Here is a 25,515-nt window from a genome sequence, read left to right as displayed (position 1 = left end):
GTGATCAGGCTCTCTTTTTACTACCACTATAGTTATAGTAATGGGTGGTTTGTTTCTAACGAACCCAGGACACGCTATCGCTCCATATTTCATCGTATCGCGAACCTAACGAATCTCAGAGTAGCTATTTCCCCAAATACGGGCTTTGATGCGCAATTTTGGGTTGATTTGGTTATGATAACGTCACTCAGGTTCGTTAGCTCCCCCATTTAATCATTCACTTGATCATACGCACCGGCAAAATAACTGCTGATCAGCTTCAGAAATATATTCGGGAATGCCATCTTATCCATATCTTCCGGACCGATCCAGCGGTAGGTCAAGCCATCGCCTTTACCTGTCAGTGTCGGAGTGCTCAGCACTAGGTCACTAACATCAGATGGTGCCAACATCTCTCCATCGTTAAGCGATGTTGAGATGTTCTGCGCATGAGGTGTGCCTGGCTCCGATGAATGCGTTATGTCTGACTCAGGTGACACAGCTGATAATGAGGCTGTGCCCTCCCTTGTTGCCGCCTGTGCATCGTAGGCGGCTCTGGCTTCCGCTGCGATCAGCGGAAGCTCACTGCTCTGGTCCTGCTCCGTACACTTGTACACCTGCAGGCTCCAGACAATGTGGCTGAACACATGCTCCGCATGGGTAGCCAGCCCTTCCGGGCGGGCAGCGAAGCCCTCCGCCCACAGACTGCCGGCCAACAATGCCATGGCCGGCTCATCCGCCAGCGGCGCCGCCTTCTTGCTGGCTGCGGCGGGCGCCGCGAGCACATGCGGCAGCTCCCACATGCGGGCCAATAGGCCCGTGTCTGGGCGCTGGCGCACAAGCACTTGGCCGCGATGAGCACCGCGGCCCTCCACAATCGCGACCAGCCGCTGCTCAGGGCGCGGCGGCTTCGCCTTGGTCTTCACCGGCAGTGTAAGCTCTCTTCCGGCGATGCGGCCGGAACATTGCTCCATGACCGGGCAAGTCAGGCAGTGCGGCGCTTTGGGTGTACACACCAACGCGCCAAGCTCCATCAGCGCCTGATTGAAATCACGCGCCCGCCCTTCCGGAATGAGCTCTCCTGCGAGCTCTTCCATCAACACCCGGGTGCTGCCCTTCATAATGTCCTCATCGATGAGGAAGTATCGGGACAGTACCCGCATGACATTGCCATCTACCGCAGGCTGCGGCTGGTTGAAGGCAATGCTGAGAATGGCCCCGGCAGTATACGGGCCCACCCCTTTTAATGCAAAGACAGCCGGCTTGTCCTGAGGCATCTCTCCTCCGTGCAGCTCCATGACTTGTCTCGCGGCGGCCTGAAGATTACGTGCACGGGAGTAATAACCGAGTCCCTCCCAATTTTTCAACACATCCTCTTCGGGTGCTTCCGCCAATGCCTGCACAGTCGGGAAATTCCCGATAAAACGATTGAAATACGGAATTACCGTATCGACCCGAGTCTGCTGAAGCATAATCTCGGATACCCATGTGAAATACGGATTGTTGTGACGACGCCACGGCAAATCCCGTCGGTTGATCATATACCAGTCCAGCAAATTCACGCTGAAATGTTGTTTCTGTTCCTGTAAACCCATATTTCCGTCCTCTCCTATTGCCAAGCTAACTACTTTTCCATCTGCTCCACGATCGCAAAGGCCGCTGCCAATTCCGTCTGATGTGTAATACTCAAATGAATGTCATATTGCTTATCATATGGCAGCTGCAGACGTTCCCAGGCTTGACTGGACAGCGAGGCCACTGGACGTCCTGTCCCATCCGGGAGCACCTCAATGTCAGTGAAGCCCATGACGCCACCAATACCGCAGCCAAATGCCTTAGACACCGCTTCTTTCGCTGCAAATCGACCGGATACAAACTCCGTCATCCGCTTCCCTCGACGAACCGCAATCTCCCGCTCTGCTGGTGTTAAAATTCGTTTCAGAAAAGCTTCCGCATGGCGACCGGACAATAGCTTGCGCATACGTCCAATCTCCAGCACATCATTACCAATGCCATATATCATCAACGCTTCACCCGCTTAATCTTTTATACTGTAAGAGGTTATTCAAAAAGTCCCATCTTCTCGGTACTAAAAACCGCTCTTTTTGAACCTTCATTGTAAAAGATCTCCATTCAATCACATGATCCGTAATTCTCCGAACACGTATTCTATTGTAGCAGGAGGGGCGATCAGAAGCGAGTACCTATCCGCATTACCATATATGCTAAAATATGAATCAGGAATCGTCTGAAATTCTTAGGAGGTCTGAATCATGCCCATAACTTTTGAATTGCCCACTGACGTAGATGCGATCATTCGCGGAGACTTTTTTCCTGCACAACAATCCGCTCAAGGTGTCATCATTCTGTCTCACGGATACAAAGGCTTCAAAGACTGGGGCATGTTCCCCTATGCAGCTTCACAACTAAGCCAGACGCATCATGTGCTAACCTTTAATTTCTCTCACAACGGTATCGGCGAATATCTGGAGCAATTCTCTGAACTTGAAAAGTTCGCAGTGAATACCTACAGCCGGGAGCTTGCCGATCTGGCCCTGGTACTGGAGCATGTAGCTACACAACCTGAACTCGCTGGACTTCCTGTATATCTGGTTGGTCATAGCCGCGGTGCGGGCGTAAGTCTCGTCTATGCACTGGATCATCCTGAACAGGTGGCAGGTGTCATCTCCTGGAATGGTATAACCAACCTGGATCTTTTTACAGCGGAGCAAAAAGAAGAAATGCGTACACATGGCAGCAGCCATGTCGTAAACGGACGAACAGGCCAGCAGATGCCACTGGACGTGGCTATTCTGGAAGACCTGGACAAGCATAGCGAACGTTACGCTGTCATTGATCGCTTGGCTTCTTCCTCTGTGCGCGTAGCACTGATTCAGGGAACAGCAGATGGTCAACGTCTGAGAGACGGTTCTGCCGCACTGGTTCAAGCCCGCCCTGATATCCCATGGCACCAGATTCCTGATGGGAATCATACCTTTAATACCGTACATCCATTTAAAGAAACCACGCCGCAACTGGAGAAAGCCATCACCCTAACCCTGCAACAGATCAAAGACTGGAATAGCTAACTCACCTTTAATATGGTAATCACCTGGATTTTTGCGGTTTCTCGTTCCATATAACAAAAAGAGTCACTGCGTGAGCAGTGACTCTTTTTGGATTCCCTAAGAGGGACGTTATTTCAATGTTGGTGTTAACAGCTTATAACCAGCATGCTTTTCCACCCGTATTAGATACCAGGAATGGCATTGCGTTTGTGATGTGTGCGCTTGTAGAACGCTTCGAGGCGCTCTTGTGCAGCCGGATCGATCTGTTTGCCTTCGAGATAGTCACTGTTCGCTTCATACGAAATTCCCAGCTCATCTTCGTCCGTCTGACCTTCCCACAGTCCTGCCGATGGTGCTTTGTCCAAAATAGCCTGTGGCACATTCAGATATGCTGCCAGCTGGCGTACCTGACGTTTGTTCAGAGTGCTCAGTGGTGTGATATCCACAGCACCGTCGCCCCATTTGGTATAGAAACCCGTGATGGCTTCGGACGCATGATCCGTACCTACAACGAGCAGGTTCTCTTCAAACGAAAGCGCATATTGCATAACCATACGAGTTCTCGCCTTGACATTACCTTTGCCTTGGTGAGTCATATGGCGTGGGCTTCCCAAGGATTTGAAACCTTGCTCCACTTCCAGCGCAATCTCGTTAACTGCATCTTCGATATTGGTTTCCACGACATGCCTCAGATCGTATGCTTTGGCTACAGCGTAGCTGTGGTCGATATCGGATTGTTCACCATAAGGTTGGAACACACCAAGCGTTTTGTACTCTTGGTTGTTCTCTTGCGTAAGCTCGTCCGTCGCTTTTTTGCAAAGCGCCGTAGCCACTGCACTGTCAATACCGCCGCTGATCGCAATCAGCAAACCCTTGGCACCCGCATTTTTCACATACGTCTTCAGAAAATCAACACGCTTGCGTACTTCCTCTTCTTCATTAATGCTTGGTTTAACCTTCAATTCAGCGATGATCTGTTGTTGCAAACTCATCGTTCACACACCCCGTTTCTAAATGAATGAAATTTGATGTCCAGCTTGAAAGGTCCGAATGGTTCAATAACCTTATCTATCCAAAATGAAACGCCCCGGCATCGGTGATCCGAAGGGCGGGGCGTTCTATTGGAGCGAATTAACGGCAGTAACGGTCAAATGCACTTTTGAGATCAGCCGCAATATCCTCTGCAGAACGGTCTTCCACTTGATGACGCTCGATAAAGTGAACGAGTTCGCCGTCTTTCATCAGAGCGATGGACGGTGAAGATGGAGGATACGGTGCAAAGAATTCACGTGCTTTTGCAGTTGCTTCTTTGTCCTGACCAGCAAATACAGTGTACAGGTGATCCGGTGTAATATCGTGCTGCAGTGCTTGGGACACACCTGGGCGACATTGACCTGCGGCACATCCGCATACAGAGTTAATGACTACCAGCGCTGTTCCTTTTGCATCAGGAAGACTTGCTTCCACTTCTTCAGGAGTACGCAACTCCTGGATTCCTAGACGAGTTAAATCATCCCGCATCGGTTGAACCATATCTTTCATGTATTGATCAAATGACATCGACATTCGGTTTCACTCCTTATAAATGGTTGTTCTATGATCTCGATAAAATTAAAGGCCAATAAACTCTCCAAAACAACGTTACATTCATATCGAACATTATGGATGTAATGATGTGCTATTCCTATTATACATCCATAAGCAATGAAAGCAAGATTCAGAAACCGCCTGCGGAAAGGCTTCTTCCATAATATTATGTCTCAATGTCTGGCAAAATATGCTGAATGACTAACGTTCAAATGCCACTTTGAAGGTCGTGCCCTGTCCTTCCTCCGATTCCACAGTAATAGTTCCATTATGTCGTTCCACAATACTTAGGCACATGGACAATCCAAGTCCAGTTCCCTTGGCTTTTGTGGTATAGAAAGGTTCAAACAGCTTTTCCTTCTTCACTCTGGGTAGACCAGGCCCTGTGTCACGTACACACAGTTCCACTTTGTCATCGACTATCCGCGTCTCCAGCGTAAGCACGCCCTTCTCATTCATGGCTTCCATCCCGTTACGGGCCAGATTGAGTACCACCTGTTTAATTTCCTTTGGATTGAGGTGCAACTTCGGTACATTATGGTCCAGCATGAGTTCAATACTCTGACCACGCAGGTTCGCATCGGCCCACAACAATGGACTGAGTTCATGAATGATATCATGCAGCTGGGATTCCTCTTTTTCCGCAATCCGATCCTGGGCCAGCGATAGAAAATCATTAATGATACTATTCGCCCGGTCCAGCTCTTCCAGAACGATTCGGTAATAGTGATCGAGGGAATCAGGACTCTTTTCCTGCATGAGTTGAAGAAAACCACGCACAACCGCCATTGGATTACGCACTTCATGCGTAATGCTTGCAGCCATCTGCCCCACCAGACTGAGACGATCCACATTATCCAGTTCACTTCGCAACATCTCAAGCTCCGTGATATCCTGAATGATCAGCATGGCTCCTGTAACTTCACTCGCAGACTCTGTTGAAAAGGCATAAATCGGTACGGTTCGGGACTGAAATACGTGTGCACCGTAACGAACGGTCAACCCACTAATCTCACCATGAACGATGGCTCTGCGAATGCTTTTATCCATCTTGTCCGCCTGACCTTGTTCAACAAATTGACTGGCAGGCTGTCCAATGAGATCAGGCGTGGACGTACATGGTAGCTGCTCCCTTGCGGTTTGCTCCATCATCTCATTGACAAATATCACTGTGCCTTGTTTATCTACGGTGGCAATGGAGAGAGGCACTGCGTTCAGAATCTGATGAAGTTTCTCCGTTTCGGCTATGTATCGATGGTGGACTTCCGAGAGATGCTGCTCCAGCCCGCGATAGTGCTTCATCCGTTCCAGCCATAGCAGACTCAGACTACCCGCAACAATGGCTCCAGTGGTATACCCAAGTGCTGTAAGTATTATGTAGGTCGCAGAGTACGTGGATTCATTCTGGAGGGATGCGATCCATAACAAACTCGTTACAACCAGTTCCATTGTAATCAGGATGATGAGGATCGTCATTTTGCGCGAAGGTGTATTATGCTTGAATCGTTTGGCAGACAACCATACAATAGGATAGAGAAGAATACCCGTATGAAGGAGAAATCCGTACAGATCATAGGAATGCGCAAAAAGGAAATAGAAGAGAATATGTAGTATGGACAGCGTTAAGCCTATAACGGACTTACAATACAAAATAACAAGTATTACAGGTACGATGCTTAGTGATATGGGTACAGCCAATGGACTCCCGTGAAGCGCGAACAGCAAACACAATAGCATACTCGCGACACTCGTCACAGCAAAAACGGTCTGCATCATTCCGGCATGTTCCAGCTTGGCCACAGCCCGCTTGGAGAGCCCCAGATGTAATAAGGGAATCAGGTATACCGCCGACCCCGCCAGCAGTACTTGTAAAAGAATGTCCTTTAACGCAACCACAATGCCATCTCCTCCTCTGCCTGCACATTCCCTCATGTATTTCTGATTAAAACATAGGCGACAGTATATTACAATATATCCCTTGAGACTCCATAATAGAACTACTCATAACTCCATTATATTTCAGAAAAAGCCAGGAGTAGACACGGTTTATGTAAAACAGACAAAATCAATGAAAAAAGAGGGTAATAACATATGTATGATGTCATTGTAATTGGTGGTGGATCTGCGGGCCTGATGGCTTGCGTTGCTGCTGCCGAGCATGGAGCCTCCGTGCTTCTGCTGGATAAAGGAGATCAACTGGGTCGTAAACTCGGCATCTCTGGCGGAGGTCGATGCAATGTAACCAATGCCAAGGAAACGGATGAACTCATCCGACATATTCCGGGTAATGGACGCTTTTTATATAGTTCGTTTCAAAATCTGGACAACCAGGGAATCATGCGTTTCTTCGAAAATCTCGGAATTGCCCTGAAAGAAGAAGACAACGGCAGAATGTTCCCTGTAACCGATAAAGCGAAAACAGTCGTGGATGCGCTGGTAGGAAAGATTGTTTCCCTCGGCGTTGAGATTCGCACCAAAGAACCGGTCAAGGAAATTATTCAGAACGGTCAGCAGATACAGGGTGTTAAATTGATATCAGGTAAAACCATTCTTGGGCGCTCTGTCATCATCGCTACCGGCGGCAAATCCGTACCCCAAACCGGATCAACCGGAGACGGTTATCCCTGGGCTGAGGCTGCGGGTCACACCATTACAGAGTTATATCCAACCGAAGTGCCTATTGTGTCTGGGGAGAGTTGGATTCAATCCAAAGAACTGCAAGGTTTGTCTTTGAGGGATATCGCTCTATCCGTAGTGGATGCCAAAGGAAAAACGGTCATCTCCCATCGCGGGGATATGATATTCACGCATTTTGGAGTATCCGGACCCGTCGCACTGCGTTGCAGCCAATTTATCCGCAAGGTTCAGATGAAGTCTGGAAACCCACAGGTCATTATGAGCATTGATCTGTTCCCGGAGCTGTCCCTGGGTGCATTGGAAGCACAGGTGCAACAGGTATTGGAACAAGAATCCCGCAAGGCTGTCAAAAACATTTTAAAAACATGGGTTCCTGAACGCATGATTCCCTTAATGATGAAACGGGCAGAGATCAGCGATGACCTCACGTTCCACCATTTCCCCAAAGGTATGTTAAGCAACTTGTGTGGGCTAATGAAAGCTTTTACCTTCCGTGCAGACGGAACAAGATCGCTCAAAGAAGCCTTTGTTACTGGGGGAGGAATCCACTTAAAGGAGATATACCCAAAAACAATGGAATCCAAGCTGCTGCCTGGACTATTCTTCTGCGGCGAAGTTTTGGATATTCACGGCTACACCGGAGGGTATAATATCACTGCTGCTTTCTCCACGGGATATACGGCTGGCATGCATGCGGCTGAATATAAACACGGTACATCATAATAGAGGTTGTTCAAAAAGTCCGCTTTTGATTACGAATCATGCCTAATGGCATCATCAGCATCGAATATGAAATTCAGCCGAAATAGGTTGATGCTTACGAAGTATGTTTCCTTCAGAAACATTTTAGTTGCTCACGTAGTTTTCCTACGCTCCGCTACTCCATTTCTATCTTCATTCCATTTTCTCGGTACTGAAAACCGAACTTTTTGAACTCTCATTACTAGGTATTACACCTTTTAACCCGATAATGAATTAGCTCAGATGCCAAAAACCCCGATATCCACTATCTGTGGAGTATCGGGGTTTTTGGGCATTGTTCCATTTTAGAAAAATGACTCGAACTGCTCTTAGCTTGTGATACTTCTATGCTTTGACGCTGCCTGAGAATCCATCAGCCGAGTCATCGTATGCTGGGTCATCGCTATAATTATGTGCACCTTGCTCAGCCTGACTCCCCTGGTTTCCACTCGCATAACCCTCATTCCAGTCCTCATTCACGAGATGAGCCGGAATTGAGATATTCTGAAACTGATCCAGCTCTTCCGTTTGAGATGCAAATACGGCACTTCCTCCATGAGACTGTACAATCTCTACGGCTGACTGAGGATCCTGGCGATCTGTAGGGATGTACAATTCCAGCGGACCAGACTGATAAGGCTTATACCCTAATTCCTCCAAGGTTGCCCGTGCTGCATTCAACGCTGAACCGTCTGAGAAATGCACCTGTAGTTCGCTATTATCCATCATCATCTCTTCCTCCTTGCTACAGCTAATCTCTCATCATCCAGGGATGAGCTTCTTCTTCTATAGCATGGGCAGATATAGCGCGTCATATGCTCGGAAATACAAAGGAATTCTTTTAGGGCGTGTCTGAAAACTCCGAAGGAATCAGATTTTGCCGAATTTTCGTTCCAAGCAAGGAAGTTTTCCGAAGGCGTGCCGGGGCACGTCAAGGGAAAGTGACACAGCATGGGGCGAAAAGGCGGTAAAGATGAACTTCAGCGAGTTTTTGAGACACGTCCTAGGCTCGAGTAAGTCGAACCCATCCGGCAATAGATAAGACACAAAGTCCGAAGGCCACCGCACCTGCAGCTGTCAGAATACCGACGATCCAGCCGAGCCAGGCCAATCCCAGCGTGAATCCCATAAGAATACCAATGGGGACAAACAACATCCGAACCATCATTGAACCTGCAAGATGCAGCGCCTCCGAGTCATATGTTATAAGCTGAACATAGTCGGACGTGGCAAAAACATCCCAGGAACGATAAAACATCACCGTCAACATGATGATTAATAACGCACACACGATGATATTGACCGGAAAAGGTGGCAATGCAACAGCTGCGATGGATAGTCCTCCAAGCTGCAGATACAATTTCATCGTGGCCGAGTTCCGGAAAAATGCCTTGAATGCAATCTCCGCTGTCCGATTCGCGATAGAACGATTGCGTAACAGTTTACGCGGTTTCCGGAAAATGATGGATCGTGTTCGTGGGGCTTTCGGCTTGCTCACCGCCCGACTTAACATTAGAGCTGTAAGTTGCAGCCTGCTCCGCAGATCCTCCCGCAGATCCCCTTCAAACGTTCCCTTCATCAACAGCCTCATCTGTCCAACTGTAATTAGAAGAAGCATGATAATTACGATTCCAAAACTGATTTTCCACGTCTGTCCATGCATCCATGATGTCGCATGAATGGTCATGTAACCCATGCCAATGACGAGAGGGATCATCTGAATCCAGCGTCGCCATCCTGTATGTCGGACCTTTGTCATATGTAGTGTTATGGCTTGGAATGAAGCTACTGCACCAAACCAGACAGCCATAAGTGTAATCTGGAGATTCGACATCTCATAGACATGGGACCATAGGGGAGCAGTCAGCGCTGTAATCAGGATCATTTTGCCCAGATGTTGCAGACAGGACCGGTAGAGTCCTTGCCTCATTAACGTGCGCATCCACAACGGCCTTGATTTCAAAAATAATACATCCGCTTCCTCCACAAATATCAACACACCACCGGTAAGCATAACGACGTCAATCAGCCCAGTCAGTACGGGGAGCGGTAATCCTGTCGCCCATGCAGGCAGTGGTTTGGTCCACAGACTCGTGTACCATCCAATCAGATAGAGCAGACCCGGAACAAGCAAATATACCCATACGGTCCAATCCACGACGAGTCTGAGATTTTTCATCTGTTCCCTGAAATGTTCTTTGCGTCTTCGTCTGTATAAACGAAGTGGGGTATAACGCTGGGAAGTCTCCATTCTCTCTCACCCTCTCTCTATCTAAGACGTCAGTACATCAAAACAGTCAAACAAAGAGGCTTCCGGCAATCCTGCTGCTTCACGGATCTCATCCAATGTTCCCTCGGCAGCCGATCTGCCCGAAGCAATCAGAATAAACCGGTCGCAGATTCGTTCAGCGGTATCCAGTACATGCGTAGACATAAGCACACCCGCGCCGCGGCGACGTTCATCATCAAGTAATTTTAGAAAATCCTTGGTTGCACGAGGGTCCAGTCCGATGAACGGCTCGTCCACAATATAGATATCCGGCGAAGACAGAAATCCGATCATCAACATCATTTTCTGACGCATGCCCTTTGAGAAACTGGCTGGAAGATCATTCCGAACATGGTCCATACCGAAACGAACCAACAGTTCCTCCGCTCGGGCAACAAAAGCTTCTTCCTCCATTTCATACGCCGCTGCGGCCAGATCAAGATGTTCCCACAAGGTCATGTATTCGTAAAAAACCGGTTGCTCCGGGATATAGGCATAGCGACCCTCTCCCCCAATCGTCACCTCATACTTGGCATGTTCCAGCAGACCCAGCAGCGTTTTAATCGTGGTACTTTTGCCTGCACCATTCGGTCCGATAATACCCACCAGCTCTCCTCGCGCCACGTTCATTCGAATATTGCGTATGGTTGATTGTCCCGGCTCGTATCCTGCCTCTGTAATATGTACGTCCAATATGGACTCCTGTACGGCTGTACTGTTATATTCCGTTCCCATATCATTCACTCCCTGTTCTGATCAGGCGTTTATTTCACTCTTTATGTTTTATTGTAATCGAGTTGTGGGCTGTTTGTTTGATCATTCTGAGCATTTTGAAGTACAAACCATGTTATAATGTTATTACATACTAACATTAATACATACAAATGTATTACTTTCATAAGTTGGATCATACTATAGGAGGAATATATCATGAATGGTGGGGCTCAGATGAAAGAAGAGCATTCCAAAAGAAAAATTCTTTCTCGCAAAATAGGCAAAATGGGAAACAGCTTGGGCATTAGCTTGCCCAAGGTTTTAATTGATAAGCTCCATGTTTCTCAGGGCGATGAGATTGAATTTATTGAAAACAGTCAGGGAGAAATTGTACTAAAAAAGGTTAAACAAATGAAAATACCCGAAAATGTAAGACCCGAAGTACTGGAAGCTTTCTTCGACGTTTTCGAAGAAGATGAGGATATCCTTAATGATTTAAGGGATCGTTAAGATGACCATATTCCTTACCATTGAAGAAGTAGTAGCCGCTCACCATTTTATGATGAAGAAGATGAATGATACAGCACAAGCTGGGGTTAAGGATTCTGCTTTGTTGGATTCTGCGATAAATAGACCTCTCCAAAGTTTGTTTGGAGAGGATGCCTACCCTTCCATATTTGATAAAGCTACTGCCTTATTAGAGTCATTGGTTAAAAACCACTGTTTCTATAACGGAAATAAACGTACAGCTTATCTTGTAACCAAGTCCTTTCTGCGAGTGAATGGCTACCATTTGCAGATGGAACGTAAATATGCCGTTGAATTTATGGTCAAGATTGCCGAAGGCGAGTATACATTTGAAAAGATAGTACGCTTATTAGAAGAACATTCAGAAGAACGCTAGCTCATATGTCTTATAAATGCAAAAAAGAAGCAGGGGTTCCGGATCCCCTGCTTCTTCATATTACAATGAAAATCTCATATTACCGATTTGTCTCCACCACAGAAGTAGTTTCACTCTCTGCATCTGCATTCACATTCAGATCCAGATCCAGATCCAAAGCGCCACGACTTTCGTTTGCATAACTGCTGTTCACGCTATTGTTGCGTTCGGATTGAGCTACTGTTGCACTCTCTCCTTCCGCTTTCGCGTTCAGACCCAGATCCAGTGCGCCGCGGCTTTCGCTCGCGTAGCTACTGTTCACGTTACGTTCACCGTCTTTCACGCTGTTAGTGCGTTCGGATTGAGCCATTGTTGCTCTCTCTCCTTCGGCATTCACGTTCAGACCCAGATCCAGTGCGCCACGACTTTCGCTCGCGTAGCTACTGTTCACGGTACGCTCGCTGTCTTTCACGCTGTTAGTGCGTTCAGATTGAGCCATCGTTGCACTCTCTCCTTCGGCATTCACGTTCAGACCCAGATCCAGTGCGCCACGACTTTCGCTCGCGTAGCTACTGTTCACGTTACGCTCACTGTCTTTCACGCTGTTAGTACGTTCGGATTGAGCCATTGTTGCACTCTTTCCTTCGGCTTTCGCGTTCAGACCCAGATCCAATGCGCCACGGCTTTCGTTTGCGTAGTTGCTGTTCACAGTACGCTCGCTGTCTTTCACGCTGTTGTTGCGTTCGGATTGAGCCATCGTTGCACTCTCTCCTTCGGCTTTCGCGTTCAGACCCAGATCCAATGCGCCACGGCTTTCGTTTGCGTAGTTGCTGTTCACGGTACGCTCACGATCATTAACGCTGTTAGTGCGTTCGGATTGAGCCATCGTTGCACTCTCCCCTTCGGCATTTACGTTCAGACCCAGATCCAGTGCGCCGCGGCTTTCGCTCACGTAGCTACTGTTCGTGTTACGCTCACCGTCTTTCACGCTGTTAGTGCGTTCGGATTGAGCCATCGTTGCACTCTCCCCTTCGGCATTTACGTTCAGACCGAGACCCAGCGCTCCACGACTTTCACTCTCATAGCTGCTGTTTACGTTCCGATCATCGCCGCCTCGTGAATAGTCGCTCATCGTTGTACCTTCTCCCAACACATTGGCATTCAGGCCAAGGCCCAGCTTGCCAGAATTACTACGCTCAACTGTGTGGTCGGAAGAACGATCATTGTAACGGTTCATACTCTCGGAAGATAAGCCGGCGTTAAGGCCAAGATCCAGATTCAATGCTCCAGTTGCACTGGATGAACCTCCGTAACTACCATAGTTCTCGTGACCTGTGTCACGGTGTCCTGACAGAAGAGATCCCAGCTCCAGGCGCAAACCTGCATTTAGATCCAGATTACCACTGCTGTTATTGCTATAGCTATCTGCGTAAGTTGCCTGCGAAGCCCCCAGCAATCCAGCCACCAACGTACCCGACAATACCGACAATTTTACCCAACGATTCACTTTTTTCATGATGATATACACTCCTTCTCAATTTTGGTTGAATTAACGCCATTGTTGCCTAAGAGAAAGAGGTATATTGCGGTGGCCGCCCAGGCGGTGCCTGTGACCATTGACTGAACCCATCGAGCCGTTCCATTCGGAAGGCATAATCGTAATCTGGCGTAACCAGACCCGTTGTTGCTCCCGGAAGTGCAGCGGCTGGAGCGGTTGCTCCACCTCCAGTTACACCGGACGAACCGGAGCTTGTCCCTGCTGAAGCATTAGCTACTCCGGGAGAAGTTGCTGCAACAGACCAACTGGTTGGTCGTTCTGTGCGAGGCTGCAATGGAGATGTTGCATCAGCATCATCTTGTTTCAGATTGGCTTCCTGGTTACTCTGCACTTGTTCAGTGAAAGCTGGTTCAGCAGATGTCTGATCTACGAGGAATAACTCGTTATCTGGCAAACCTGCATTAACATCGGAATCCTGCGTCAGATTGGTTCCTTCCACAGGCAATGCCTGCGGGACAGCAGGTTGTTCTGGACTTACTTCTGGTTCCGTGGTGACCTCCACCACTTTGCCCGTAACCTGTACTGCGTCCTGTCCTTCCTCGGTGTTCTGTGGTGAAACAGGATCTGCGAGTGCACTCGTATTGGAAGTTTCAACATTCGGTGTTTTGACAACCGTCGGCTTTTCCGGAGTGACTACAGGCGGTTCCGGCTTCACACTTGGAATATCCACCTTTTCCTGATCAGGATTGAGTTCAGCGGTCACGTCTACAACTGGAACTTCTGCTCTCACAGAAGGAAGCTGGACATTTCTCTTACTCAGATCCACTCGGGATGAAGAGATATTGATGGAAGTAACCTCAGGCACATCCACCTTAACCGAAGGTAATTCAACCTTGCCCTGCCGAAGGTCTGTTTTCACAGCAGACGTCTCTGCCTTGATCACCTCGGGTACCTCTGCGGTAACACCAGGCAAGGAAGCAGTACCTTCGTTGAGGTTCACCTGACTGCTTGATACATCGGCTTTGATCACCGGTGTATCCGCCTGTACAGACGGCAGTTCGACGGTTCCCTTCTTCGCATCAATCCCAATCTCTGATGTTCCGGCCGATCCAAGCGTTGTATCTACTTTCAGCTCAGATACACTCAGCTTACCTGTCGATTCATTCGCTTTGATCGACGGAACTTCAACATTCAGTAGTGGTGTGGATACCGATACCGACGGAGTCAGGTTCAACCCGCCATCCGAATCACGTGAAAACAAATTCAGCGACAATCCGCTGGACGGTTTATCCGAAGATACCTGAGCATCATCCGCATACACTTGTGACGTTCCAAACCCCAGCATCAAAGTCCCGGCGAGTATAACCAGTGGTATGCTTCCCAGACGTACAATCGATTTTGGTAACTTTACATTCAAGTTGCTTCACCCCCTTTCCGCAAATGCGTTGGTGGGACAAGGCATATGAGTTTTCCCCTAGGAATAATTAGAATACAGGGATTTCTGCCTGTTCCTCATTAAACGTGAAGGCGTTTACTCAAACGCTTTTTAATCAAAAACTTAAAATTTGAAGTAAATTCAAACCTTCATTTCAACTGTTCTAACCTGAGCAGATCCGGCCTGTTTTTAGTCGCCTGCAATCATTGTTTTGGCTGCAATGGAACCATTCAGATCGGCTTTTTCCCCATTGCGTTTCATCAAATAAATCAAACCAAGCAGGGTCATCAAAATGCCTGAACAGACAAAAGCCGGCACTACACCAAATGAGGTGACCATAAATCCGCCTACCACCGGGCCCATAATATTACTGGCAGTCATCACGCTGCCTACCGTTCCAAATACCCTGCCTGTCATCGCCTCAGGTGTCTGTTCCTGCAACAGGATCTGAAAGGGTACAATCGCAAACCCAATTCCGACACCTGCCAGGGCAAAGAGGGATACTAACAACAGATTGGCACCTAGCCCGGCGTGCGGCCAAACCCCAACAATAACTCCGGCTCCGCCGATAACCAGACCCATGAGTATGGTACCCAGACCCATTTTCAAAATATGCCCTGCATGCTTCCACTTCCGTACACTCATCGCTGCAATTAATGTACCTACACCACTTGCTGCCACGCACCATCCCAGTAGATCACTTGAAATTCCGGGAAGTTGTCTGAATAACACCACAGTCTGTGAATCGGCAAATTGCAGAAAAAGTATGGCTGAAGCAAGCAAAATCAGAGACGTTCCTACGTGAGGGAGAGATGCGAGCATGCGAATGCCCTCCTGTGTTTCCTTCCAAAAAGAGCCTTTTGAGCGGTTACGAACACCCCCAGCTGTCTCTTCCTCTACTTCTGTTACGTTATGAATTGCAGATTGGATCACCCGAGTTCCAGGAATCCACAATAAAATGATGCCGGAGATCAAAAAAGACGCTGAATCGATAACAAAACACCAGGTGATGCCAAAAGCGGCTACCAGCAGTCCACCAAGCGCTGGACCAATAATTTTGGACATCTGTTCAATGATCGAGCTGATGGATACAGCTTGCGCAAGTTGTTCGTGAGGTACAATCTCCTTCAGCTTTCCGTTTTTGGCCGGAGAGAACATGACATCGAACAGGGATTTGAGGACCAGCAGTATGTAGATGTGCCAGATCTGGTCAGCAAAAATTAACGCACCCACGATGATGATCCGTGCACCATCGGCTACAATCATCAGCCATTTTCGGTTCAGGCGATCTGCAAGTGTGCCTGCGAATGGCCCTGTTAACAGAATGGGTATTGCTGCGGAAAGTGTGACAAATGTAATCTCCCATGGCGTTGCATTCCAGCGGATACCCACGAGGGTCAGTATTGCGAGCAGATGCAGCCAATCACCCAGATTGGAAATGGCCTGTGCCACCATCAATGTTACAAAAGATCGGTTATTCTTCAGTGGTCGTTGTCCTTCAAACGTTAAATCACTTGTCATCCTTCTTCTCCTCCATTATCTTCCAATTCATAGTATGAACTCATTATATAGAGCAGCCCTTGACTCGACCTCCTGCCAGAGGCGGAGAAAAAGCGACATCTGAAGGATGATTTTTCAGCATGATGAATGATCAAATTTTAAATGCTAAAAATGCAAATCTTGTGACATATCGCATGTTTTTCGTAGAAATAGAAGTTTACAATTAAACCATGGCGACAACCTGAATCGTCAAACATAACTAACCAACTTATATAAGTTGAAATACTCTTTTACATGAACAGCATAACGGAGAGGACCCCTCTTCATCATTTCAACTTATAAAACTAATCTGAAAAGGCGGGATCAGCATGCTGGAATTACAAGAAATCGGAACCGAACGTTCACTTCATCTGTACCGCACCTTGGCCCAGACATTCAAGAGCGTGAATGAACACGCTGTATCCGGAAGCAAAGTGCATGGCTTCAACCCCACCGCATACGGGGTGCTCGAAGTGTTATATATGAAAGGAGCTCAGCCGATTCAACAGGTTGGCGCACAACTTCTGCTGCAAAGTGGTAATGTGACCTATGTGATCGATAAGCTGGAGCAAAAAGGATTGTTACACCGCAAACATTGTCCGCAAGACAGACGTATCATCTTTGTGGAATTGACCGAAGAAGGACAGCGTACCATGGATGACATCTATCCAGGCTATGCGTTGAAGATTGATCGTGCGGTCAGCGGACTGAGCGAGGAAGACAAGGAATTGCTGTCCGAACTCTTGGGAAGGCTTGCACATTCCGCAGACCGTTTATCAGCAAGCAGCTAGAGCGTATCCTCAAACCTGCCGAAAGCCATAACGTAACTGAATGTTCTGGAGCAGATATGAAGCGGGAGCGCTAACGAACCTGTGACGTCTTATTCAGGGGTTTGAAGTACTCGGAGCATTTTAAAGAATCTGACACACGCTATCTTTGAATAAACAGCCTTATACAACGTGTTTTCAGGTGATTTCGGGAAATAACGTGTCTCATGTTCCTTACAATTTAAAAAGAGGAGCAGAAGGTCAAATAAGATATCACTTGCCTGAGTTGGAAGATGCACTCTAGTCCACTGCACATGTGCCAACAAAAAAAACCGGATTTGCCTGACATCGGCGAATCCGGTTTTTCGTATACATCCACTTTTACTTTGAGCCTTGTGGCTGCGGTGGAGCATCTGCATCTTCGGGTACAATTAAACGTTTGCGTAGAGCAAGCGTCGTTACCCACGAGACCAGTGCAATGACAAACATAATGACAAACAGGGAATGCAGGCTTCCTTCCAGCACGTTACGCAGCAATGCCCATTTATCATCCGATAGCGCTGCATCCGTATGTGGTGCGAGCAGTTCATTCAGATCATTCTCCGATATTCCAGCCTCCGCCAGATTCTGTTCATTCGATAACGTGGAGATCCGATAGTTCAACCAGGTACCAAAAGCCGCTGCACCAATCGTCTGTCCCAATGTACGCATGAACGTATGCAGCGCGGTTGAGGAGCCACGCTCCTTATACCCTACAGAAGACTGCGCAATAATGGTGAAGATCGTAAACGCAAATCCGAAGCCGAGACCATAAATAAAGGTCAATATAAATAGCACAGCCTGTGGGGATGTCCCACCCACCAGAAAGAGTCCACCCGACCCGATCGCAATTCCGGTTAATCCAATCAATGCGGTCATACGTGATCCAATTTTCATCAATAGGCGGCCTGCCATCACACTACCAATGAGCCAGCCCACTGACATCGGCGCGAGCAGCAGCCCGGATTCCGTCGCATTACCTCCCCGAACCCCCTGCACCCAGAGCGGCAAATAACTGGTCAGGCCGATCATCAAAGTACTGGTCAGCAGTCCGGCGATATTCGCCACACGGATGTCCCGTATTCGGAACAAATGTAGTGGAACCATTGGGGCCTGAGCTCTTTTTTCCACCACGAAAAATAAAATGATAAACAGAGCGGCGACCACACTCAGCACAACAATCAACGGAGAACTCCAGGCATAATACTGCCCACCCGCCGACAGGACGAACAACAACGCCGTAATGCCCACCGTGAAGGTCAGTGCACCGACATAATCAATTTTGGCCGTACGCGGCGAGATATCTTCCTTCAGATAACGAAATACAAACCACATCGCAAGCAGACCAAACGGCACATTAAAACCAAAGATCCACTGCCAGCCCAGATTATCAACAAAATAACCGCCAAGCAGCGGTCCAGCCAGAGAGGAAATACCCCACACGGAGCTAATCCAGCCCTGGATTTTGCCACGTTCTTCAATGGCGTAGATATCCCCAATAATCGTAAATGTAACAGGAACTACCGCACCCGCACCAATCCCTTGAATAGCACGAAAAATAATCAACTGCTCCATGTTCTGCGACAGACAGCACAAGAGTGAACCCAGTAAAAATAAGGCACAGCCAATCAGAAATACAGGCTTTCGTCCATACAAGTCACTGATTTTGCCGAAAATGGGCGTACTCACAGCCATCGTTAACAGATATGCGGTGAAAATCCAGCTCAGCAACTGTACACTCCCCAGCTCACTGACAATGGTCGGCCCTGCCGGACCAATTACGGTGCCTTCAATCGCTGACAGAAATGTCGCGAGCAGCAGCCCCGTCAAGATGAAACTGCGCTTTAAACCTCCAGTTGCATTCACACAAACCCTTCTCTCTTCGTTTCTCTATATAATTGGTACGTTAATTTACACATCTACTACGAACCAGAACAAGCTTCCAACCGCTGTTATCCCCAGATTTTTTCTTCTCCTCTCTAAAGGAGAAATCCGGTGATAGCGTATGCTTCCGATGTAGCTTTCTTTCAGAAAGCTTTAAAGGCGAACGCTTCGCTTCTCCAGCTTTGTTCTGTTTCTTCGTTTACGTGTAATTTAAAAGCAATTATCTATTGTCTCTTTTATTTACCTTTCTTACGAAGGAACTCATCATACAGCATCGAATACATCACCATATCCTTGTATCCAGTGGACGTATGTTGCACCTGTCGTAGCAACCCTTCTCGCGTGAAGCCACGGTTTGTCAAGAACTCGCCGGAAGCCAGATTACGCGGATCAACCAGCGCTTCAATTCGATTAAGACCCATGGTCTCATACCCGAAGGGCAGCAATGCCGAGAAAGCCTCCGTCATATAACCGTGGCGCCAATAGTCACGTCCTAGCTCATAACCGATCTCACCCCGGAATGCGCCTTCAAGCTGCCATGTGTTAAAGCCACAGCTGCCAATGAGCTTGCCTGTTTCTTTGAGTTCGATCCCCCACCGGATCGCATCCTCTTCTCCTGCCATTTGGTTGAGCAGTCCAATCATGTCTGCCGCTTCGCTTGTCCCAATCATGGGCGCAAGATTCATGTAACGGGTCACCTCCCGATCTGACCAGCATGCGAACATCTGGGCCGCATCCCGGCGACGCATTTTACGCAGACGAAGCCGCGCAGTCTCCATTTCGGGAATTCTTCCTTTGCATTTATACATATAAAGACACTCCGATCCGATCTATCTCCGCAGACCATAATATTCACTAGTCATCTAATCATAACCTGCGCCGAATGGCAACTATTCAGTCATGGACACACGTCAAAAAACCGGGCCAATTTCGCTCCCGGTCTTGTTGTACGTATGGAACAATTCAAAGTTTGAGTGAATTACGGAATCATGGCTTGTCCAATGAATTTTAAGCTTTGGACGTTTTCTTGCCCTTCCCCAGTAATTCATCGCTAACCCGGCCAAACACAGCCGTGATTTCCTTGAATTCTTCGATGCCAGTCCCGGTTAGGCTCCATTGGTCCCCGTGGGCGGTCAGGAAATTCTCCTGTGTCAGGTGTTCAAGCTCCTGCTTGATCTCCCGCTCTCCAACGCGATATCCCCGCTCTTCCAATAGGGGCAGTGCCTCGCTAACGTTCAAATCCTGATTTTGCGCGAAATATAGTAGATGAATCCGTACAAAAAGATTCTGTACCTCTGCATGCATAAGCCAAGCTCCTTCCCGGGTTATAGCCCTCCGTGGTTGCTAAGTATTTACCCCACGCAAGAAGCTGAGAAACAGGAGGATTCTTCAGGTATTCCCTTCCCTTTCCGAAATCCTCCGCTTGACTAACCGCATCCTCTGCACTATCTTGAAAATAAGTACCATTTTGCTCGGGAGGGTGATTTACCATGTTTCAAGCTGTTTCCTATGAAGGAACACGAAGTGAGCAGCACACCGCCGTCCTGGGACAGTTAAGTGCTCTGATCCGCGATGAACCTAGTGCGATTGCCAATCTGGCGAACGCTGCTGCGCTGCTCAATGTATTTATGACCGACACCAATTGGGTCGGCTTCTATCTGTATGATGGAAAAGAACTGGTCCTCGGGCCATTCCAAGGACTGCCTGCCTGTATCCGAATTCCATTGGGACGTGGTGTATGTGGCACATCTGCTGCGGAAAAACGTACCCTGGTCGTTGACGATGTTCATGCCTTCCCAGGCCACATTGCCTGTGATGCAGCATCGAACAGTGAGATTGTCGTACCGATTATCAAAAACGGCGAACTGTACGGGGTGCTGGATATCGACAGCCCGATCAAAAATCGTTTTGACGACGAAGACCGCGTCTTCCTGGAGAAAGCCGTAAGCCTGCTCACAGAGCAGTTGGAAGCAACCATACCCCTTTAGGAAATGATGAACAAGAGGATCGGAGTCTCATCACACACGATGATGAAGAACCCGTAATAACAAAGAGCGCAGTCCTCTCAGAGGTCTGCGCTCTTTGTTATCCTTTATGATTCACACCCATGTTCTTGCTCGCCCATGTTACTTTATGCATCTAGGATAAATCATGTTCCGCTTTAATCATCATCCCATCCCGCAGGAATTCAGCCAATTTCGGGTGATAACCATCATACATCTGACGGAAATTTTTATGCTCTACATACAGATTGGCCAAATCCCGATAGATCTCAGCGGTGGGTGTATAATAACCTTTGATCCATTCAAGATGCCTGCCAATAATCCGTTGTACTTTTGCACTACCGGGTTCCAATCCATCCTCAATGGCCTGTTGCAAGTCCAGATGAACCTGGTCAATTCTCGCCTGGGAATCCAGATAATCTTCTTTTGACTTCAACTCCTGATGTTCAGGTAATGTGGATGAATTGGAAGATTGGATGTCGGACCTCTGAACACCCTCTGTCTGCACATGGTACATATCATTATTGACTACAGGGTCAGAACCCGATTCATTCAGCAACTGGTGACGCCCCTTATTTACAAAACCGATATACAGCTCATGTTCATCAAGTTCCTGTTCACCTTGCAAATGAGAGATCGTTTTGTCCAGTGTCTGAATCAATCCATGCAGACGGAGTGCCTTCTCCAGCATGTCAATCCGATGCTGCTTCATGATGCGTATGACATCCTGGGGATTATCCCGGAGCATCGGGGCAATCTCATTCTCCTTCATACCCACTTCCTTACAGAAAAGGATTTGCTGGAGTCTTAGCAATTCCTGCTTTTCATAATAGATGTCCTCATCTACATCCCCAAAGGCCGGATTCAGAAGACCTGTCTCTGCATACTGGCTCAGTTCGTTCAGACTTACGCCTGACATTCCCGATACGTCCACCATGGAATACGCCATTTGAATACACCTCCTGCCTGTCCTGCAACTCCAGAGTTCAGGCTTAATTCATACTGCATTTTATTTGAATAGTGAGAGAATATAAGACTTTCGGCAATGCTGTACCGCTTCATTCCGCTCGTGCTCTGGATGGGTACATCATGCTTCGGTGATATGAACGGCGTTTAGTCAGTTATGTTGCGGTATGTTAACTATGTTATACCCGTCTCATCAGATGTGAACCCGCAGTCAGTGAAGAATCCGCATGTATTTTTGAAACTTTTTCCATGATCTTCATATAAAAAAAACCTGTGCCATTATTCTGGCACAGGAGGTGTGTGGTTATGTTTTCATTGGCATACGGTATATTGAGTAAAGAATGGAAGAAAATCACCCTTTATTAAACATAACAAACTTCAATTCCGTCATTTCCTCTACAGCATATTTTACGCCTTCACGCCCAATCCCACTTTGTTTCACCCCGCCATAGGGCATGTGATCCACTCGGAACGTCGGAATATCGTTAATCATAACTCCGCCTGCTTCGATCTGATCGACAGCATGGAGGGCGGTATGGATATCGTTTGTAAATACGCCCGCCTGAAGCCCGTATATCGAATCGTTAACATGTTCAATACCCTCTTCAACGGAATCTATCGTATTGATCACAACGATGGGTGCAAACACTTCCTGACAGGATACCTTGGCATCATGCGGAACGTTAATCAGTACCGTTGGACGCAGAATGCCTCCTTCAGCTTGACCGCCTGCTACCACCTCAGCTCCTGCCTGTTTGGCTTCTTCAATCCAATCGAGTGTACGCTGTACATCCTTGGAAGTAATCAGCGCAGAGACCACCGTATCCGGGCTCAGCGGGTCTCCGACCACCACTTGTTTGGCAGCTTCAGCGAAACGCCGGATGAATTCTTCCGTGATGTCACGATGTACGTAGATTCGCTGTAGCGAGATACATACCTGTCCCTGATACGTGAAAGCTCCGGTCACACATCGAGGAATCACTTTGTCCAGATCTGCGTCCTTATCCACGATCACCGCTGCATTCGACCCTAGCTCCAATGTCACGCGTTTGAGTCCTGCTTTGCTACGAATGCTCGTCCCTACCGCTGGACTGCCTGTAAACGTAATATGAGCAACACGGGGGTGCTCCACAAGCACATCACCAATCGTTTTGCCATCACCGCTCACCACGTTCAGTACACCATCCGGCAACCCGGCTTCCTGAAGCAGATTAGCGATGTAATAGGAAGACAGAGGCGTCTGCTCCGCAGGTTTGAGAACAATCGTATTGCCTGCTGCCAGCGCTGGACCTACCTTGTGGGCTACCAGGTTCATTGGAAAATTAAACGGTGTAATCGCACCGATGACACCTAGAGGTTGCCGCATCGTATATCCGATGCGCCCTTCTCCACCTTTGGCTGCATCCATCGGAACCGTCTCTCCGGTCAGCCGCTTGGCTTCCTCAGCGGCAAAACGATATGTTTCCACCGTCCGGTCAACCTCTGCCAGTGCTGCGGTAATTGGCTTTGCCGCTTCAAGCGCAATGATTCGCGCTGCTTCTTCTTTGCGTTCTTCAAGCATGGAGGACAACTTGTACAGAATATCTGCACGCTGATGTGCAGGCATCTGGCGCATTGCCTTCCCGGCTTGAACCGCAGCTGCAACGGCAGCCTCCGCTTCCTCGGCTGAAGCCGAAGAGACTTCTGCCAGCGTTTCCCCGGAGTATGGTGCTTGAAGTGTTTTATAATCTACGGATTCAGTCGGTTTGCCCCCGATAAACAGATGTTGTTTTTTCATATGCTGCATCCTCCATCCTTTTAGAGCCTATTGAACTTAATCTATTTATACACTATTTCCGTGCCATCAACCCACTACGGTGTTCGGCAATCATAGCTTCTAACGTTCCTGAAGAGCCATTGTGGCGATCTTGAGCTATTGCATTATAATGGATTTCACATCCTATTTAACCATCAGGACGGGGCATTCTGCATGTTTTAACACGCCATGACTGACACTACCCACGATCATCTCTGCGAGCATGCCTTTCCCGCCGGTACCCATCACGATCATTCCACAATCTCGTTCGCGCCCCACACGGCAGATCTCATTAACGGGATCACCTGCGCATGATCCGAACCATCAACAGCAACCAATATATGTTTCAGCATTGCAATTCCTCCTGTGAATTAGTGAGATGTAATGGCGGAATCGATATCCCGCAGATGATGACGGCGTACCAGCAGTACCACGACACCAATCAGAACCATTAATGCGCCAAAATAAAACGGTGTTTCTGGCAGGAACCACTCGGACAATTTACCTGCAAGCCATGGAGCAAGTGCACCACCCAGGAAACGAACAAAGCTGTATGCAGCAGAAGCAACAGAACGCTCCACAGGTGCAGCTTCCATAACAGCCGTTGTAATCAATGTGTTGTTAATTCCAAGGAAAATCCCGGCTACAATAACTGCAACAATAACGGTAGTTGGTGAACCCATCACCGTACCTACTGCCATAACAACCAGATCAATCGCGAACAATGTAAGCATGACACTCATGGACGGTACTGATCCGAATCGACGTTGCAATCTTGGTGCCACGAATACAGACGTAATCGCCAGCATCAGTCCCCAGCCAAAGAATACATATCCCAAGCCGTGCTCATCCAGATTCATGACATATGGTGAATAAGCCATCAAGGTAAAGAAACCAAAGTTATACAGGAATGCGGTAATCGCCAATGTTTTCAATGAAGGATAACTTAATGCTTTGAACGGATCGGACAAAGAACTGCGTGTTTTCGGTTTGGCCATCTTGGGCAACATAAATGTAATGCTGATAAAGGCAATCGCCATCAGGACAGCCACCCCATAGAACGGGCCACGCCAAGAGATGGAACCTAGTTCACCACCAAGCAGCGGTCCAACCGCAATCCCAAGACCAAGTGCTGCTTCGTACAAAATAATCGCTTTGGCTGTCCCCGACGTGGACAGTCCCACAATGGCAGATAACGCCGTTGCGATGAACAAGGCATTACCAAGCCCCCAACCGCCACGGTAACCAACCAGTGCACCTACCGTGTCTGAGGTACCGCCGAGGAATGAGAAGATAATAATCAACAATATACCGCTGAGCAACGTCCACTTCACACCAATCCGGCTGGATACGACACCTGTAATCAGCATCGCTACCCCGGTTACAGCGTTATAACTGGTAAATAGCAGTGACACTTGGCTTTTGGATGCATGCAGCTGATCTGCAATTGCGGGCAGAATCGGGTCAACCAGACCCAGACCCATAAAGGATATGATACATGCAAAGGCAACCGCCCATACCGCTCGCGGCTGGGATAACAGGCCCCCACGTGATGACGGCAATTCGTCCGGTAATGATGGCTCTCTTTTCATACGTAATTCCTCCTGTGAATAATTTATGTGGTGAAACATTTTATTTGAAAATAGCAGTGAAAACGATGAAAATATTGCGTTCATTTTCATGAATATAGGTAACAAAACGGCACAAATGA

24 protein-coding genes are annotated in these 25,515 nt (G+C 48.0%); 6 read left to right on the top strand and 18 right to left on the bottom strand.

Translation table 11 applies throughout. The features are described from left to right. Window positions 1–209: 209 nt before the first annotated feature. Window positions 210–1,574 (bottom strand): A/G-specific adenine glycosylase, encoded by a 1,365-nt coding sequence (gene mutY / locus NST33_RS03300; protein WP_339308597.1) that lies wholly within the window; start codon window positions 1,572–1,574, stop codon window positions 210–212. A gap of 29 nt (window positions 1,575–1,603) precedes the next feature. Further along, window positions 1,604–2,002 carry a holo-ACP synthase gene (acpS, locus tag NST33_RS03295; RefSeq protein ID WP_076216711.1) on the bottom strand — a complete coding sequence of 133 codons (399 nt, stop codon included), beginning with the start codon at window positions 2,000–2,002 and terminating at the stop codon, window positions 1,604–1,606. 250 nt (window positions 2,003–2,252) lie between these two features. Between acpS and NST33_RS03290 the strand changes: the two genes are divergently transcribed. Further along, on the top strand, window positions 2,253–3,068 hold the full coding sequence (locus tag NST33_RS03290; RefSeq protein ID WP_339306724.1) for an alpha/beta fold hydrolase: 816 nt from the start codon (window positions 2,253–2,255) through the stop codon (window positions 3,066–3,068). A 161-nt stretch (window positions 3,069–3,229) separates the two neighbouring features. On the opposite strand, the gene nadE is transcribed toward NST33_RS03290, so the two are convergent. The 3 genes from nadE to NST33_RS03275 form a co-directional block, all read right to left on the bottom strand. Beyond that, on the bottom strand, window positions 3,230–4,039 hold the full coding sequence (nadE, locus tag NST33_RS03285) for an ammonia-dependent NAD(+) synthetase (RefSeq protein ID WP_339306723.1): 810 nt from the start codon (window positions 4,037–4,039) through the stop codon (window positions 3,230–3,232). Between the two features lie 139 nt (window positions 4,040–4,178). Further along, window positions 4,179–4,613: a BrxA/BrxB family bacilliredoxin gene (locus NST33_RS03280; RefSeq protein ID WP_017690788.1), complete on the bottom strand. Its 435-nt coding sequence runs from the start codon at window positions 4,611–4,613 to the stop codon at window positions 4,179–4,181. Window positions 4,614–4,835: 222 nt separating this feature from the next. Further along, entirely contained in the window at window positions 4,836–6,530 is a 1,695-nt protein-coding gene (locus NST33_RS03275) for an ATP-binding protein (RefSeq protein WP_221818674.1), read from the bottom strand. Between the two features lie 195 nt (window positions 6,531–6,725). Between NST33_RS03275 and NST33_RS03270 the strand changes: the two genes are divergently transcribed. Next, a complete protein-coding gene (locus NST33_RS03270; protein WP_339306720.1) occupies window positions 6,726–7,994 on the top strand; it encodes an NAD(P)/FAD-dependent oxidoreductase in 1,269 nt (422 codons plus the stop codon). A 363-nt stretch (window positions 7,995–8,357) separates the two neighbouring features. Here the strand turns inward: NST33_RS03270 and NST33_RS03265 are convergent, their stop codons facing one another. From NST33_RS03265 to NST33_RS03255, 3 genes are all read right to left on the bottom strand, one after another. Further along, entirely contained in the window at window positions 8,358–8,744 is a 387-nt protein-coding gene (locus NST33_RS03265) for a hypothetical protein (protein WP_221818672.1), read from the bottom strand. 271 nt (window positions 8,745–9,015) lie between these two features. Next, window positions 9,016–10,263, bottom strand: a complete 1,248-nt coding sequence (locus NST33_RS03260; protein WP_221818671.1) for an ABC transporter permease — start codon at window positions 10,261–10,263, stop codon at window positions 9,016–9,018. Between the two features lie 21 nt (window positions 10,264–10,284). Further along, entirely contained in the window at window positions 10,285–11,016 is a 732-nt protein-coding gene (locus NST33_RS03255) for an ABC transporter ATP-binding protein (protein WP_221818670.1), read from the bottom strand. 195 nt (window positions 11,017–11,211) lie between these two features. Here NST33_RS03255 and NST33_RS03250 point away from each other — a divergent pair, with 195 nt between their 5' ends. Together NST33_RS03250 and NST33_RS03245 are read left to right on the top strand one after the other, a co-directional pair. After that, window positions 11,212–11,505, top strand: a complete 294-nt coding sequence (locus NST33_RS03250) for an AbrB/MazE/SpoVT family DNA-binding domain-containing protein (protein ID WP_105405851.1) — start codon at window positions 11,212–11,214, stop codon at window positions 11,503–11,505. 1 nt (window position 11,506) lies between these two features. Continuing rightward, window positions 11,507–11,899, top strand: a complete 393-nt coding sequence (locus NST33_RS03245; protein ID WP_221818669.1) for a type II toxin-antitoxin system death-on-curing family toxin — start codon at window positions 11,507–11,509, stop codon at window positions 11,897–11,899. Window positions 11,900–11,978: 79 nt separating this feature from the next. On the opposite strand, the gene NST33_RS03240 is transcribed toward NST33_RS03245, so the two are convergent. The 3 genes from NST33_RS03240 to NST33_RS03230 form a co-directional block, all read right to left on the bottom strand. Continuing rightward, window positions 11,979–13,394, bottom strand: coding sequence for a hypothetical protein (locus NST33_RS03240; RefSeq protein ID WP_339306716.1), 1,416 nt, complete (start codon window positions 13,392–13,394; stop codon window positions 11,979–11,981). Between the two features lie 49 nt (window positions 13,395–13,443). Beyond that, window positions 13,444–14,793 carry a hypothetical protein gene (locus NST33_RS03235; RefSeq protein WP_221825637.1) on the bottom strand — a complete coding sequence of 450 codons (1,350 nt, stop codon included), beginning with the start codon at window positions 14,791–14,793 and terminating at the stop codon, window positions 13,444–13,446. A gap of 207 nt (window positions 14,794–15,000) precedes the next feature. Then, window positions 15,001–16,332: an MFS transporter gene (locus tag NST33_RS03230; RefSeq protein ID WP_237178479.1), complete on the bottom strand. Its 1,332-nt coding sequence runs from the start codon at window positions 16,330–16,332 to the stop codon at window positions 15,001–15,003. Window positions 16,333–16,679: 347 nt separating this feature from the next. Between NST33_RS03230 and NST33_RS03225 the strand changes: the two genes are divergently transcribed. Then, a complete protein-coding gene (locus tag NST33_RS03225) occupies window positions 16,680–17,141 on the top strand; it encodes a MarR family transcriptional regulator (protein WP_017690799.1) in 462 nt (153 codons plus the stop codon). Window positions 17,142–17,498: 357 nt separating this feature from the next. Here NST33_RS03225 and NST33_RS03220 read toward each other — a convergent pair whose 3' ends face one another. The 3 genes from NST33_RS03220 to NST33_RS03210 form a co-directional block, all read right to left on the bottom strand. Further along, entirely contained in the window at window positions 17,499–19,022 is a 1,524-nt protein-coding gene (locus NST33_RS03220) for an MDR family MFS transporter (protein WP_221825640.1), read from the bottom strand. A 254-nt stretch (window positions 19,023–19,276) separates the two neighbouring features. After that, window positions 19,277–19,849: a GNAT family protein gene (locus NST33_RS03215; RefSeq protein ID WP_076254763.1), complete on the bottom strand. Its 573-nt coding sequence runs from the start codon at window positions 19,847–19,849 to the stop codon at window positions 19,277–19,279. Window positions 19,850–20,048: 199 nt separating this feature from the next. Continuing rightward, a complete protein-coding gene (locus NST33_RS03210; protein WP_036614170.1) occupies window positions 20,049–20,345 on the bottom strand; it encodes a hypothetical protein in 297 nt (98 codons plus the stop codon). Window positions 20,346–20,530: 185 nt separating this feature from the next. On the opposite strand from NST33_RS03210, the gene NST33_RS03205 reads away from it, so the two are divergent. After that, on the top strand, window positions 20,531–21,028 hold the full coding sequence (locus NST33_RS03205) for a GAF domain-containing protein (RefSeq protein WP_036614172.1): 498 nt from the start codon (window positions 20,531–20,533) through the stop codon (window positions 21,026–21,028). Between the two features lie 151 nt (window positions 21,029–21,179). Here the strand turns inward: NST33_RS03205 and NST33_RS03200 are convergent, their stop codons facing one another. The 4 genes from NST33_RS03200 to NST33_RS03185 all read right to left on the bottom strand — a co-directional run bounded on the left by NST33_RS03200 (window position 21,180) and on the right by NST33_RS03185 (window position 25,396). Then, entirely contained in the window at window positions 21,180–21,992 is an 813-nt protein-coding gene (locus tag NST33_RS03200; protein WP_221825645.1) for a TipAS antibiotic-recognition domain-containing protein, read from the bottom strand. Window positions 21,993–22,361: 369 nt separating this feature from the next. Then, on the bottom strand, window positions 22,362–23,786 hold the full coding sequence (locus tag NST33_RS03195; RefSeq protein WP_221825647.1) for an aldehyde dehydrogenase family protein: 1,425 nt from the start codon (window positions 23,784–23,786) through the stop codon (window positions 22,362–22,364). A 162-nt stretch (window positions 23,787–23,948) separates the two neighbouring features. Beyond that, entirely contained in the window at window positions 23,949–24,059 is a 111-nt protein-coding gene (locus NST33_RS03190; RefSeq protein WP_260633054.1) for a universal stress protein, read from the bottom strand. Window positions 24,060–24,175: 116 nt separating this feature from the next. Then, entirely contained in the window at window positions 24,176–25,396 is a 1,221-nt protein-coding gene (locus NST33_RS03185) for an MFS transporter (RefSeq protein ID WP_062837652.1), read from the bottom strand. Window positions 25,397–25,515: the final 119 nt, after the last annotated feature.

Source organism: Paenibacillus sp. FSL L8-0435 (assembly GCF_037965655.1).
Taxonomy (GTDB): domain Bacteria; phylum Bacillota; class Bacilli; order Paenibacillales; family Paenibacillaceae; genus Paenibacillus.
The sequence above is the reverse complement of the archived record's forward strand: the minus strand, read 5'-3'. Positions and strand labels throughout refer to the sequence as shown.